Genomic DNA, 13,048 nt, shown 5'->3' on the forward strand with positions numbered 1-13,048 from the left:
CGTCAGCCGGCCGGGGTCAGGTAGATGGTCTTCTCGGCCTGATAGAACTGCATCATCGAAGATCCGGCCTGCTCTTTGAAGGTCTGCGTGCTCGACGCCTTGTAGCCGCCGAACGGGGCGTTCATCGCCATCCCGGTGGTCGGTTGGTTCACCTTGACCAGTCCGGTTTTCGACGCCGCGGCGAACGCCATCGCCCGGCCGAGGTCGGCAGTGATGACCGCGGCACTCATGCCGAAGCGGGTGTCGTTGGCGATGCGCAGGGCGTCGTCGACGTCCCGCGCCCGCTGGAAGGCGAGGACGGGCCCGAAGATCTCCTCGCGCACGATCCGCATGTCCGGGGTCGTGTCGGTGAACACCACGGGGGCGGCGAAGTAGCCGTCGGACTCCGGGACCGGGACGTCGACATCGTGTCGCAGTGCGCCTTCGGCGACACCGATCGACACGTACTCGCGGTATTTGGCCAGCTGCGCCGCACTGGCCAGTGGACCCATCGTGACGTCGTCGTCGATGCCGGGTCCGAGGCGTAGCGCCGAGGCCTTCGCCACCACCGCTTCCACCAGGGCGTCGTGGATCTCGTCGACCACCACCACCCGGCTCGTTCCGGTGCACGCCTGCCCGGACAGGCCGAAGGCACCCTTCACGATGGCGGTTGCGGCGAAGTCGAGGTCGGCGTCGCCGAGCACCACGGTCGGGTTCTTGCCACCCATCTCCAGCTGTACCCGGCGTTGCGGTCCGACGCCGGCATGAATCGCCGCGCCCACGTCCGTGGAGCCGGTGAAGGTCACCGCGGTCACCCGGTCGTCGGTGGCGACGGCCGCTCCGGCGCCACCGCCACCCTGGATCAGCGCGATCGCCGTCGGCGGCAATCCGCCGGCGATCAGCGCCTCCACCAGCCGCTGCCCCATCAGCGGGGTGACCTCGGATGGCTTGAACAGCACCACATTTCCGGCCGCGAGTGCCGGCCCCAGCTTGCGGGACGGGATGTTGAGCGGAAAGTTCCACGGAGTGATGGCGCCGACGATGCCGACGGGTTCACGCACGGTGTACACCATCGTCTGTCCCGCCGCGGGATAAGTCGCGCCACCCGATCGCAACGCCTCGGCGGCGTAGAAGCGCATGTTCATCGGTGTTCGGCCGACCTCGGTGGTCGCTTCGGCCCGCGATTTGCCTTCCTCACGAATCAGTTCGGTGATCAACTGGTCGGCTCGGGCCTCGAGGGCATCCGCAGCGCGTTCGAGGATGCGGGCGCGTCGTTCCGGCGGCGTCCCGGCCCACTCGGGTGCGGCCTTCTCCAGGGCGTCGACCGCGGCCGCCACGTCCTGTGCGGTCGAGTCCGGAAAGACGCCCAGCACTTCCGTCGGGTGGGCGGGGTCGACGCTGCGGAACGTGTGGCCCGAAGCAGACGGCACCCATTGGCCGTCAACCAGATTCGATCCGGTCGTGATCTCGATGTTCGTCATGTCAGCTCACCATCTCCTCGCCCAGTTCCCAGAGCTCGACGTCCTCGTCGGTCAGCGCGGTGGCATCGACGCTGCGGCCGATGAGTTCCCGCGCGGCCATGATGTCCTCACCGCGGTCGACGGCGAACGCGCCACTGAGTTGCCCGCCGGTGAGGTAGAACGCGGTGAACTCGTGGTCGGCCATGTCGCCGCGCACCACCACGTCGTCGGCGGTGGCGGTGTTGCCGGCGAACTGCAGGTTGCGGTCGTACTGATCCGACCACAACCAGTGCGGTCCGTCCTCGACAACCGGGTCGCCCAGGATGGCTCGGGCCACCGCGGCGGCCTGCCGGTTGGCGTTGTCGAAATGTTCGACTCGCACGTGCCGGCCGGCGGCATCGGAGAAGCGGGCCGCCACATCGCCGGCCGCATAGACACCCGGCGCATCGGTGCGGCCGACCGCGTCGACCAGGATGCCGTTGCCCACGGCCAGGCCCGCCTCGGCGGCGAGTTCGACATTCGGTTCGATCCCAACACCGACGATCACGTCGTCGACGTCGAGCACGGTGCCGTCGGTCAACGTCAGGCGCACCCCGTCCGCTCCGGCATCGACGTCGGAGACACCCACGCCACAGTGGAATCGCACACCGTTGCTGCGGTGGAGTCCGGCACAGTAGCGCGCCATCTGCGGGCCGAGGCGTCGCTCCAGGATGGTCTGCTCCTGTTCGACAACGGTCACCTGTGCTCCGAGACCGGTGGCGGTGGCCGCGATCTCGAGGCCGATGAAGCCACCTCCGACAACCGCGATCCGACTGCCGGCCCCCAGTGTTGTACGCAGGCGCTCCGCGTCGTCGACGGTGCGCAGATGATGGATGTGTGGCGAGTCGGCGATCCCGGCGAGCCGCCGGGGTCGGCCACCGGTGGCCAGCACGATGGCATCGGCACTCATCGACGAACCATCGGCGAGAGTCAGCGTCCGCCCGCCGGCGTCGAGACTCGTGACCCGTGCGCTGGTGCGGATGTCGATGTCGTTGTTCGCCAGCCACTTCGGCGCCAGCAGTGCCAGCGGTTCGAGTGCGCCGTCGCCGGTGAGGAACTCCTTGGACAGCGGCGGTCGCTGATACGGCAGATGTCGCTCGTCACCGAGAATGGTGATCGAACCGTCGAACCCGCGTCGGCGCAGGGTGCGGGCGAGAACCGCGGCCACCTGTCCGCCGCCGACGACGGTCACACTCTGAATCGTCATGAGATCTTCCTCTGGTCGCCGGCGGCCGCAGCGCGCGCAGCCAGGTTCACATAGATGGTGTCGCCGTCGAGACGTACGTCGTAGGTTGGTTGGCAGAGATCCTGGTCGGCTTCGTAACCGGTCTCCAGGTCGAATTGCCATTGGTGGCCGGGACAGATCACCCGGCCGTGCAGGATGGTGCCCTTGACCAGCGAACGGTCCTGGTGCACACACAGATCGGCGAAGGCGTAGATGCGATCGCCGGCAGCGAAGAGGGCGATCGCGGTGTCGTCGATCTCGACGCGGAGTTTGCGTCGCCGACCCAGTTCCTTGATGGTGGCCGCCGGCCGCCACGTGTCGCCACCGGACGGCGCAATGGGTTCGCTGGCCATGTCACTCACTTTCGTCAAATCGCCGTACCCGTGGGAGACACCGCAGGCGACGTCTCCCACGGATGATCGGGTCACACTGCGGCCAGCGCCAGGTCGTCGGCGACGTAGGTGTCGTAGAGACCCTTGGTGTAGGAGAACCGCATCTCCGCACCCCACTGCACCAGCTTCAGGCAACGCTGCTGCAGCGCAGGCGTATCGGCGCAGTCGAGCACGATCTGGTAGCCACGCTCGCCGTGCACCACATCGGAGGTGATGTGCAGATCGAAGAACTCGATCTCGTCCTCGGTGAAGCCGTACACCTCACGCAGCGGGACGATCTGCTTCTTGTAGATGCTGGGCACCTGCGACTCCAGTCCCACCACCAGCGCGGCGGTGGCGACCACGAAGTGTTCGCGCTGCGACACCGCGTAGCACCACGACTGCAGACCGCGGGTGATCGCATTCATGTTGTCGGGGTTCTCGATCCGCTCCTTGGTGGTGCCACAGGCCTCACCGAACTTGATGAGCAGGTCGGTATGCCGGATGTCGGCGAGTTCCTCCTCGTACATGTTCTGCAAGGTGAAATCCTTGGCATCGGTGAACTCGTCGGGGGTGTTGGCATAGATGTTGGCGAGGTAGTCGGCAAACGGACCGACGTAGTGGAAGTGGTTCTCCGCCCAACGGGCGAAATGCTTCTTCTCGAGTTTGCCCTCGGCCCAGGCCTTGCTGAACGAGGCGTTCTTCGCCTCGCGGCCCTTGATGGCGTCTTCGAGAGCGGCGCGGAACTCATCGCGCCCGAGCAGAGTCGACATGGGTGTTCCCTTCATGGACTGATGGCCGGGGATCGGCCGAGATCTCGCAACGCTGCGAGTAGGACTGTCGAAAACCGATATGAACCAGGCTGTTTCGACCAACTTCAGGCTAGGTACGTCGGCGCGAGCGCTCCACGGTCACAATGACCCGACGATGAGCCCGAAGGTGGCCAGAGTGCACGGTCAGTGCGCTGCCGCAGCCACGACGGCGTCGAATTCGGCGAGCATCGCAGCACCAACAGCCTTGTCCTGTTCACCGTTTCCGCCGCTGATACCGACGCCGCCGACGATCTGGCCGTCGACCACCAGTGGGAACCCACCGACGAAGGTGGCGAACTTGCCGGGCAGCATGTGGCTGATGCCGAAGGCTTCGTTTCCGGGCAGCACCGGACCGTTGGGTGGTTCGTTGAACAGGTGGGTCGCTCGCTCGTGTCCGGCGGCGGTGAAGGCCTTGGCGATGGAGATGTCGACCCCGGTGAGCCGTGCGCCCGGCAGTCGGTGCAACGCGATCACATTGCCGCCGTCGTCGCACACACAGAGGGTCTGTCGGACGCCGATCTCCTCGGCTTTGGCCCGGCCGGCCGCGAGGACCGGGAGCGCGTCGTCGAGGGTGATCCGCAAGATTCGATGCATGGCTGTCGTCTTTCCTGTGAGACTTCTCGGGAAGATTGCCGCCGGAATGGCGTACTCGACATGTAACCGGACCGAGCCACGAAACGTGAGGGTCACACTGACCTGGCGGTCGCCACCAAATAGGTCAATCTGCACATAGAGCGGTGCGAAGTGCCCTGGTAATCCACAATAGGACGAGCGCTGAACGCAGGCCCGACAGGAAGCAGGCCGATGGAACCGCATCCCCGATTGACTCTCGCCGGCCTCCTCGACGAACCGTTGATGGAGGGCGCACGCCTCATGGCGGGTGATGCCGTCACCGACACCCCGGTGACCTGGGCATTGCCGTTCACCGAGGTCATGAGTCGTTACGACGACCTCACCGCCACCGTCGTCTACACCCGGCCGGAGTCGCTGGCCGCCAAGCCGTCCAGTCTCGGCTCGCTGCTGGCGCGCGGTGCCCCGGCGGTCATCGTCGACGGGCCGCTGCCGTCCACGATGACCGCCGACTCGTTTCCCACCGGCCTCGTCGTGGTGGAGATGGGATTTCCCATCGGCTTCGGGCCGCTGAATCGACTGCTCGCCGAACGTGCCCTCACCCAGGAGGTGCACGTGATGCGCTATGCGACACATGTGCATCAGTCGCTGGCGGGCATGCTGCATCGCGGCGCCGGGATGCCACTACTGCTACGGGAGGTGTCGGCGTTGTCGCATTCCCCCGCCGTCGCCCTCGACTCGCACTGCCAACCCGTCGCCGACCACGCCATCCCGGCAGACTGCGCCGAGGCGGTGCTCGCCGCGGTACGCACGACACTCCTCGAGCGTGGAGACGCTCCCGACAACCACCACACCGCTGTCGTTGCCGACCTCACGGCCGACGGTGTGCGGTGGACATGTACGGCCAGTCCGATCCTGCTCGGCAAGTACTTCGAGGGGTGGGTGGCGATCCTGCGCCGTGGCGAACGCCCCGGGGAACATGACCTCGCTCAGCACGCCGTGGCGGCCGAGCAGGCCACCGCGATCATCGGCTCGGAGATGTTGCGTCAACGCAGCGTCGAGGAAGCCGAGGAACGTGCGCGGGGCGATTTCGTGCAGGCGCTGGTGCACGGCGGGTTCGCGTCCGACCTCGAGATGCGCACGCGCGCCGGCTATCACGACATCGACCTGGACGCGACGTTCGCGGTGTTCATCACCCGCGACGACAGTCGCGCACCGGACTCCGACGAAAATCCCCGCGGCAGCAGCCGGTTGCTGCGTCTGGCGCGGTTTGCGGCCAGCCTGCTGCCCCACCGCGACGTGCGGTCATATGTGACCGTGCTCGGCGACGTGCTCGTGGTGGTGCGGACCGTCCGGTCCACGGCACCGTCAGAGGTGGACATCGAGGTGGCCGATTACGCCCAGGCCATGGCCGAGGAACTGACCACCCGCGGTCACGACGTGCGATCCCCGGTCGCCTACGGCGCCGTCGCCGTGGGCGCATCGCAGATCCGCGACAGTTATCGCGAGGCCCGTGTGGCCCTGGGAATCGCCTCGCGGATGCACCTGCAGGGTGCGGTCGCGTATCGCGATCTGCGGTCCTACGGCGTGCTCGAGCAGATCGCCGACACCGACCGGAGCCGCCAACTCGTGGCCGACGTGCTCGGCCCCATCCGGCTCGGCACGGAACTGCATGCCACGCTGCTCGCCTACCTGGAGCAGGGTGGCAACGTGAATGCCGCTGCGCGCGTGCTGAACATGCACCGCAACACCATGCTGTCCAAGCTCGACCGGATATCCCGGACCATCGGACTCGACATCCGGGAGCCGGAGAATCAGTTCACCGTGTGGCTGGCCGTTCGGCTCGAACTGCTCGACAATCTCGGCGTCTCGGTGGCCCGAGAGGTCAACTTCGTCTAGCTGACCGCGACCGTTCCTGCGGTCAGCGGGCCGCCGGCTCGAGGTGATCGTCCGGGGCGGGCGCATCCGGGGTGGGGGTGCGACCGAAGAACGAGGCGGCGAAGCCACCGGCGGCGATCGCGGCGGTGACCGCGAACAGGACGGCGTAACCACCGTGGGCCAAGGCGACGGCCACCCACGCCGCACCGAGCGCGGACCCGCCGAATCGCATCAGATTGAACAGGCCCAGCCCGGTGCCGCGTGCCCCGGCGGCCGAGCGTGTCGAACCTGCGGCCGCAGGCGTCTGCACCAACGCGATCCCGACCCCGCTCACCACGAGAACAACGACCAGCCAAACGAATTCAGCGCCGGCGAGGGTGACCGCACCCAGCGCGACCTGCGACGCGCAGAGCACCACCAGGCCGGTACGCAACACCCGGCGCGCGCCGACGCGGTCGGAGATCCCGCCGACGATGGGTGCGAGGATCGCCATGGTCGCCGGCAACGCGAACAGCAGCGCCCCAGCGAAACTGGTGCTGCCGCCATCACCCACCACATAGAGCGGGATGACCAGCAGTGTCGCGCCCAGTGCGAACATCTGCGCGAAGGCGGCCAGCGCGCTCCGGACGAACCGCGGTTCGACGATGTCGCCGACATCGAGGAAGGGCACGGGCACGCGGCGACAATGCACCACGCACACCGTCAGCAGCACCACCGCGGCTACGGCCAACACACCGGAGATCCACAGCGGCACACCGCCGGACCCCACCAACGTGACCGCCAGGATCAGCAACGCCGAACCGAGGGTCAAGGTGGCGGCGCCGAACTTGTCCAACCGCATCACCCGCGCCGGATATCGGGGCACGCTGCGTAGCGTCAGTATCAGTCCGATCAACGCGCACGGGATCAGCGGGACGAACACCCAGCGCCACCCCCAGGCGTCGGCCATCAGCCCACCCAGCGATGGCCCCACGGCCTGGCCGATGCCGTTCACACTGGCCCACGCCCCCACCGCCCGCGCTCGTCGTCGGGGGCCGAAGAGCCAGGCGATCAGTCCCATCACCGCCGGCGCGAACACCGCCACTGCGAGCCCCCCGAGTGCGCGCCAGGCGATCAGCACCTCCAGCGTCGGCGCGGTGGCTGCGCCGGCCGAACACACCGCCGTGCCCACCAGGGCCGCGCAGTACACGCGTCGTCGGCCGTATCGATCGGCGATGTAGCCGGCCAGCGGCATGGTGGCGGCGAAGGTCAGCAGGAACCCGACAACGACAAACACTCCGCGTCCCAACGGTGCGTCGAAGTCGTCGAGGATGTCGGTGAGCGGGACGTTGACGACGTTGTTGCTGACCGTGCCGACGAGCGTGCCGGTGAGCAACGCGGCAAGGGCCAGCGGGGTACCTGCATCGTCTCCGCGCGCCCGCTCGTCGTCACGGCGCTCCACCATGTGCACTCCTACCGGTCATCGCGATCCGCCCGCGACCAACCGCCGTGGGTACCGAGAATTTTTCCATCCGAATGGAGCGGTCGGCACCTCGTGCGCATGTCAGAGTGCACACGATGCCACGTCCGATGAGGACAACCTGCACAGCCGACTGGTCAGCATCACCAGGATCTGCGGACGTGACGAAACACTGAGGTATCCGACGATTTACCGGCGTGACACAACCGATCGTGAGACTGTCGTTCGACGGCATCGTGCACAGCGAACACCGACCGGAGGTGTGCATCGTATCGATTGGCCGCCGATGACGGCGGGAGGAGGGTCTTCACCAGCACAGCCCCTTTCGTTCATCTCCCGCTAAGGATTCAACGTGCAGCCCATCAATCTCACCGCCGCCCACTGGATTTACCTGGCCGGCATACTCGTCATCATCGCGACGATGGTGATGCGCAAGAACATCGTCGTCCCTGCCGTGATCGCCACGTTCCTCACCGCTTTCGCCTTCTCCAACAGCATCGTCACCGCGATCGCGTCGATCTTCAACGCGAGCCTTGTCGCGGCCAAGGAACTGTTCAACATCTTCCTCATCATCGCGATGGTGACCGCGATGCTCGGCGCACTGCGCCAGATGGGCGCCGATCGACTGATGATCGCCCCGTTCCGGCACGTGATGCGTGGTGCCACAGCAAGTTTCATCGTTCTTCTGGTGGTCACCTACCTCATCTCGCTGTTCTTCTGGCCGACGCCCGCGGTGCCCCTGGTGGGCGCGGTGTTGATTCCGGTCGCGATTCGGGCGGGTCTGTCACCGATCTCGGTCGGCATGGTGGTGGCAATCGCCGGACAGGGGATGGCACTGTCGTCGGACTATGTGATGAAGGTTGCCCCGGGCATCTCCGCGACCGCCGCCGGTGTGGACACCGACGCCGTCGCCGACAAGGCACTCGTCCTGTCGCTGGTGGTGGGGTTCGTCGCCGTGGTGATCACCTGGGTGATGCAGCGTCGCACGTGGCGCGCACCGTCGGCGGAGTTGCTGCGCGAATGGGAAGCCGAGGCCGACCGCGGGGCCGCCGATGTGGAGGCCGAACTCGAGGTCGCCGAGACCGACGGGTCGGCGGGGCGTTCCGGTACGGGGGCCGGCGGCTCGGTCGCGGCCGGAACCGGCAACAGCGGCAGTGGATCAGATGCCGGCAGCGGTTCGGGTTCGGCGGGTACCGCCGTGATCGACCGCCCGGAGCCGAACGATCCGGGAGCCGAACCTCGGGCAACGCGTACCGCCAAATTGTTCGCGGCGCTCGTTCCGTTGGCCTACCTGGCCTTCATCGTCTTCCTGATCCTCGGTAAGGCCGGCGTCGTCCCCGCGCTCGAAGGCGGTGAGGCAGCCGCGATGGTCGGCGGGATCGCTGCCCTGATGCTGTTTGCCGTCTGTGCGGCGCACGAACCGCGCAACTTCCTGGAGACGACCGCCGATCACCTGGTCGACGGCCTGGTGTTCGCGTTCAAGGCCATGGGCATCGTGTTGCCGATCGCAGGCTTCTTCCTCATCGGCAACTCCGACTTCTCCAGCCAGATCCTGGGGCTGCCCGAGGACGTGACCGGCCCGGCCTTCCTCTTCGACCTGGTCAGTTCTGCCCAGTCACACCTGCCGAACATCCCGATCCTCACCGGACTCGGCGTCCTGCTGGTCGGTATCGTCGCCGGTCTCGACGGCTCGGGTTTCTCGGGTCTGCCACTGACCGGCGCGTTGGCAGGCGCGCTGGCACCCGGCGTCGACATGGACCCGGCGACGCTGGCCGCGATCGGGCAGATGGGCAACATCTGGTCCGGCGGCGGCACGCTGGTGGCGTGGTCCTCGCTCGTGGCGGTCGCCGGATTCGCCCGGGTGCCGGTACTCACGTTGGCGCGCAAGTGCTTCGTCCCGGTGGTCTCGGGTCTGGTGATCTCCACCATCGTGGCGGTCTACCTGCTGTAGCGCCGTCGCCTCGTCGCAACCCCGTTCGTGCGCACAGTCGATGCGCCGGACGGGGTTCGGTGCTTTCAGGTCACACCGAAGGCCATCCCTCCGGCCCCGCCGAACCGGCGGGGTATTCCTCGAGCGGTACGCGACCGGCCTGCCAGGCGTCGATGATGGGACCGACGATGCGCCAGCACTGTTCGGCCGCGTCGCCCCGGACGGCGAGAGTGGCATCGCCGTCGAGGATGCCCGAGAGCACCTCGGCATAGGCGCGGATGGAGCCCTCGCCCAGATCCGCGCCGAGCTCGGTGGCCGCCAGATCGAACGGGTCGGTGCCGTCATGTACGTTGAGCCGCAACGACATCGCGTCGGGACCGAAAGTCAGGCGGAGCACATTGGGTGCCACGTCCCCGCTGAACTGCTGCGGCAGGTGACGTACCGGACGGAAGTGCAGGGCGATCTCCTTCACGGCAGGCTCGAGAGCCTTCCCCGACCGCAAGGTGAACGGGACCCCTGCCCAGCGGGCGGTGTTCACCTCGAAGGTCGCCTCCGCCAACGTCTCGGTGGCCCGGGTCGGGTCGACGCCATCCTCGTCCACATAGGACGGAAGGTGTTTGCCGTCGACCTGACCCGAGGTGTAGCGCGCGCGGCGCGATGATCGGACGGGGTCGCCGCCCATGACACGGGTGGCGCGCAGCGCAGCTCCCGTCGCGTCTCGCAGATCGCGTTCGTTCAACGACGCCGGCGGGTCCATCGCGACCACTGCCAGCAGTTCCAGCAGGTGACTCTGCATCATGTCGGTCAGAGCGCCGGCTTTGTCGTAATAGCCTGCGCGGCCTTCGAGTCCGAGGGTCTCGTCGTAGCGGATGACCACCGACTCGATGTGCTCGGCCGACCACACCGGTTCGAACACACGGTTGGCGAATCGGATGCCGAACAGGTCGAGCAGGATGGATTGGCCGAGGAAGTGATCGACGCGGAACACCTGGTTCTCCGGCACGAGCCGGGCGAGTTTGGCATTGAAATCCCGTGCGCTGTCTTCATCGGTGCCGAACGGTTTCTCCAGGGCGAGCATCAGGCCGTCGGGGAGATCGTCGAGTTCGGCCATGGCGTCACACGACTGCTGTGCCACCGACGGCGGCACCGCGAAGTACAGCACCGAACGTCCGTCGCCCGCCTGATCGAGAACTTTCCGCATACCGTCGGACGTGCCGACATCGGCCTGGAGGAATGTGGTTCGGTCGGCGACCTGCCGGGCCGCCGGTGCCACGTCATCGCCGAACGCACCGGACACCCGTTCTCGCCACTCGTCGTCGGACACGTCGCGCCGGCCCACTCCCACCAACCGCACCGAGCGGTCGGGTTCGAGGGCGAGGAGTTGGGCGAGGGCCGGTAGCAGCAGGCGTGAGGTCAGGTCCCCCATCGCACCGAAGATGAACAACGTCGTGGTCGCCATACCCGACGGTAACCCTCCAGCGGATTCGGGCGCGCGGATCTCGTCGCCTTGCCGCACGAATCGTCACCGATGAGGACAATCGAGATCATGGGTGCACGCATCGAGGATTACGCAATGGTGGGCGATTGCCGGACTGCCGCGCTGATCTCCGCGGACGGCAGCATCGACTGGCTGTGCGTCCCCCGATTCGACTCGGCGTCGATCTTCGCCGCCCTGCTCGGCTCGGTGGAGCACGGCCAGTGGCGATTGGCTGCCCGTGATCCCGACGCCCGGATGACCCGGCGCTACGACGACGACACGCTGATCCTGGTCACGCGGTGGGTGACGTCCACCGGCACCGCCGAGGTCCACGAGTTCATGCCGGTCGACGGCGGCCGGGTCGACCTGGTCCGCCGGGTCGTCGGACTGTCGGGATACGTCGATTTCGAAACCGAGTTGCGGATGCGGTTCGACTACGCGAGATCGATCCCGTGGGTGTCGCAGGTCGGCGACACCGGTGGGCCGGCTCTGCGCGGCATCGCGGGTCCGGACGCCTGCGTTGTCCGGGGTGTACCGCTGCATGCCGACGGCGACGTTCATCGCGGGTTCTTCACGGTGGAGCCCGACGTCACCGTGGATCTCACGCTGACCTGGTATCACTCGCACCGCCAGGAACCGGGACCGTTGCCTGTCGACGACGCGCTGGCCCGCACCCGCGACTGGTGGACCACCTGGGCGAGTCGGATCGACCACAGCGGGCCGTATCACGACCAGGTGATCCGATCGCTGATCACCCTGCGCGCCTTGAGCAATCTGGATACTGGCGGGATCGTCGCGGCGGCCACCACATCGCTTCCCGAGCAGTTCGGCGGCGCCCGCAACTGGGACTACCGCTACGTGTGGCTGCGTGATGCGTCGCTGACGTTGGAAGCGCTGGTGAATCACGGCTTCCTGCACGTGGCCGAGCACTGGCGGATGTGGCTGATGCGTGCCATCGCCGGCGACACCGAGGACATCCAGATCATGTACGGCATTGCGGGCGAACGGGATCTGCTCGAACGCGAGCTGCCGCAGCTGCCCGGCTATGAGAACTCGGCGCCCGTGCGCATCGGCAACGGTGCGGTCGATCAGTATCAGGGCGATGTGATCGGCGAGGTGATGGTGGGCCTCGACGACGCACGCGCCGCCGGCCTGGCGGAGACGCCGCTGTCGTGGTCGCTGCAGAAGGCATTGCTCGAACAGGTGGAGGCCAAACTCGAGTGGCTCGACAACGGAATCTGGGAGATGCGTGGTGAGCCAAGGATGTTCACCCAGTCCCGGGTGATGAAGTGGGCCGCGTTCGACCGGGGTGTCCGCGCGGTGGAGCGTTACGGGCTCGACGGTTCGGTCGATCACTGGCGCGAGCTGCGAGACCGGCTCCGTCACGAGATCGACACCGAATGCGTCGATCCCGCCTCCGGTCGGTTCGTGCAGTACGCGGGTACCGACGAGGTCGACGCCTCGTTGCTCCTGCTGCCGCAAGTCGGTTTCTGTGCGCCGGATGATCCGCGGATGGTGGCGACCGTGGAGCACATCGAACGCACGCTGCTCCGTGGTGGCCTGGTGCTGCGCTACCGCACAAGCACAGGCGTGGACGGCCTGGCCGGCGACGAGCATCCCTTCCTGGCCTGCACTTTCTGGCTGGTCACCCAATATGCCCGCAGCGGGCGCCACGACGACGCCACCGCACTGATGAAGTCCGCGCTGGCCACCGCCAACGACGTCGGCCTGTTCTCCGAGGAGTACAACGTCGACGAACAGCGCCAAGCGGGCAACACCCCGCAGGCGTTGTCGCATCTCGCGTTCGTGCGGGCGGCAGACGCGCTGCGCGACGGATAGGAACCGCCC

The 13,048-nt window shown here is 67.1% G+C and carries 10 protein-coding genes; 3 read left to right on the forward strand and 7 right to left on the reverse strand.

The annotated features are described in order from the left end of the window. Positions 1-2: 2 nt before the first annotated feature. The 5 genes from VX037_RS17430 to VX037_RS17450 form a co-directional block, all read right to left on the reverse strand. Positions 3-1,460 carry an aldehyde dehydrogenase family protein gene (locus VX037_RS17430; protein ID WP_268899814.1) on the reverse strand — a complete coding sequence of 486 codons (1,458 nt, stop codon included), beginning with the start codon at positions 1,458-1,460 and terminating at the stop codon, positions 3-5. 1 nt (position 1,461) lies between these two features. Further along, a complete protein-coding gene (locus VX037_RS17435; protein ID WP_328715125.1) occupies positions 1,462-2,685 on the reverse strand; it encodes an NAD(P)/FAD-dependent oxidoreductase in 1,224 nt (407 codons plus the stop codon). Beyond that, a complete protein-coding gene (locus tag VX037_RS17440; RefSeq protein WP_235721933.1) occupies positions 2,682-3,056 on the reverse strand; it encodes a Rieske (2Fe-2S) protein in 375 nt (124 codons plus the stop codon). Before VX037_RS17440 ends, VX037_RS17435 begins: the two co-directional genes overlap by 4 nt. Positions 3,057-3,127: 71 nt before the next feature. Continuing rightward, positions 3,128-3,847 carry a TenA family transcriptional regulator gene (locus VX037_RS17445; protein ID WP_328715127.1) on the reverse strand — a complete coding sequence of 240 codons (720 nt, stop codon included), beginning with the start codon at positions 3,845-3,847 and terminating at the stop codon, positions 3,128-3,130. 183 nt (positions 3,848-4,030) lie between these two features. Further along, entirely contained in the window at positions 4,031-4,480 is a 450-nt protein-coding gene (locus VX037_RS17450; protein WP_328715128.1) for a GlcG/HbpS family heme-binding protein, read from the reverse strand. A 210-nt stretch (positions 4,481-4,690) separates the two neighbouring features. Here VX037_RS17450 and VX037_RS17455 point away from each other — a divergent pair, with 210 nt between their 5' ends. Further along, positions 4,691-6,355: a PucR family transcriptional regulator gene (locus VX037_RS17455; protein ID WP_328715129.1), complete on the forward strand. Its 1,665-nt coding sequence runs from the start codon at positions 4,691-4,693 to the stop codon at positions 6,353-6,355. Positions 6,356-6,377: 22 nt separating this feature from the next. Here the strand turns inward: VX037_RS17455 and VX037_RS17460 are convergent, their stop codons facing one another. After that, the gene (locus tag VX037_RS17460; RefSeq protein ID WP_328715131.1) at positions 6,378-7,778 is read right to left on the reverse strand and encodes an MFS transporter; all 1,401 of its coding nucleotides are present in this window, start codon (positions 7,776-7,778) and stop codon (positions 6,378-6,380) included. A 367-nt stretch (positions 7,779-8,145) separates the two neighbouring features. Here VX037_RS17460 and VX037_RS17465 point away from each other — a divergent pair, with 367 nt between their 5' ends. Next, on the forward strand, positions 8,146-9,744 hold the full coding sequence (locus VX037_RS17465) for a hypothetical protein (protein WP_235721928.1): 1,599 nt from the start codon (positions 8,146-8,148) through the stop codon (positions 9,742-9,744). A gap of 70 nt (positions 9,745-9,814) precedes the next feature. On the opposite strand, the gene VX037_RS17470 is transcribed toward VX037_RS17465, so the two are convergent. Beyond that, positions 9,815-11,182 (reverse strand): glucose-6-phosphate dehydrogenase, encoded by a 1,368-nt coding sequence (locus VX037_RS17470; RefSeq protein WP_328715132.1) that lies wholly within the window; start codon positions 11,180-11,182, stop codon positions 9,815-9,817. Between the two features lie 87 nt (positions 11,183-11,269). Here VX037_RS17470 and VX037_RS17475 point away from each other — a divergent pair, with 87 nt between their 5' ends. Then, positions 11,270-13,039, forward strand: coding sequence for a glycoside hydrolase family 15 protein (locus tag VX037_RS17475; protein ID WP_235721926.1), 1,770 nt, complete (start codon positions 11,270-11,272; stop codon positions 13,037-13,039). Positions 13,040-13,048 lie beyond the last annotated feature (9 nt).

The organism is Gordonia sp. Z-3 (assembly GCF_036233855.1).
GTDB lineage: Bacteria > Actinomycetota > Actinomycetes > Mycobacteriales > Mycobacteriaceae > Gordonia > Gordonia tangerina.

What these genes read in the sequence shown, in the direction of transcription:
- VX037_RS17430 (WP_268899814.1), bottom strand. Translation starts at nt 1,460, where the DNA reads ATGACGAACATCGAGATCACGACCGGATCGAATCTGGTTGACGGCCAA.
- VX037_RS17435 (WP_328715125.1), bottom strand. Translation starts at nt 2,685, where the DNA reads ATGACGATTCAGAGTGTGACCGTCGTCGGCGGCGGACAGGTGGCCGCG.
- VX037_RS17440 (WP_235721933.1), bottom strand. Translation starts at nt 3,056, where the DNA reads ATGGCCAGCGAACCCATTGCGCCGTCCGGTGGCGACACGTGGCGGCCG.
- VX037_RS17445 (WP_328715127.1), bottom strand. Translation starts at nt 3,847, where the DNA reads ATGTCGACTCTGCTCGGGCGCGATGAGTTCCGCGCCGCTCTCGAAGAC.
- VX037_RS17450 (WP_328715128.1), bottom strand. Translation starts at nt 4,480, where the DNA reads ATGCATCGAATCTTGCGGATCACCCTCGACGACGCGCTCCCGGTCCTC.
- VX037_RS17455 (WP_328715129.1), top strand. Translation starts at nt 4,691, where the DNA reads ATGGAACCGCATCCCCGATTGACTCTCGCCGGCCTCCTCGACGAACCG.
- VX037_RS17460 (WP_328715131.1), bottom strand. Translation starts at nt 7,778, where the DNA reads ATGGTGGAGCGCCGTGACGACGAGCGGGCGCGCGGAGACGATGCAGGT.
- VX037_RS17470 (WP_328715132.1), bottom strand. Translation starts at nt 11,182, where the DNA reads ATGGCGACCACGACGTTGTTCATCTTCGGTGCGATGGGGGACCTGACC.
- VX037_RS17475 (WP_235721926.1), top strand. Translation starts at nt 11,270, where the DNA reads ATGGGTGCACGCATCGAGGATTACGCAATGGTGGGCGATTGCCGGACT.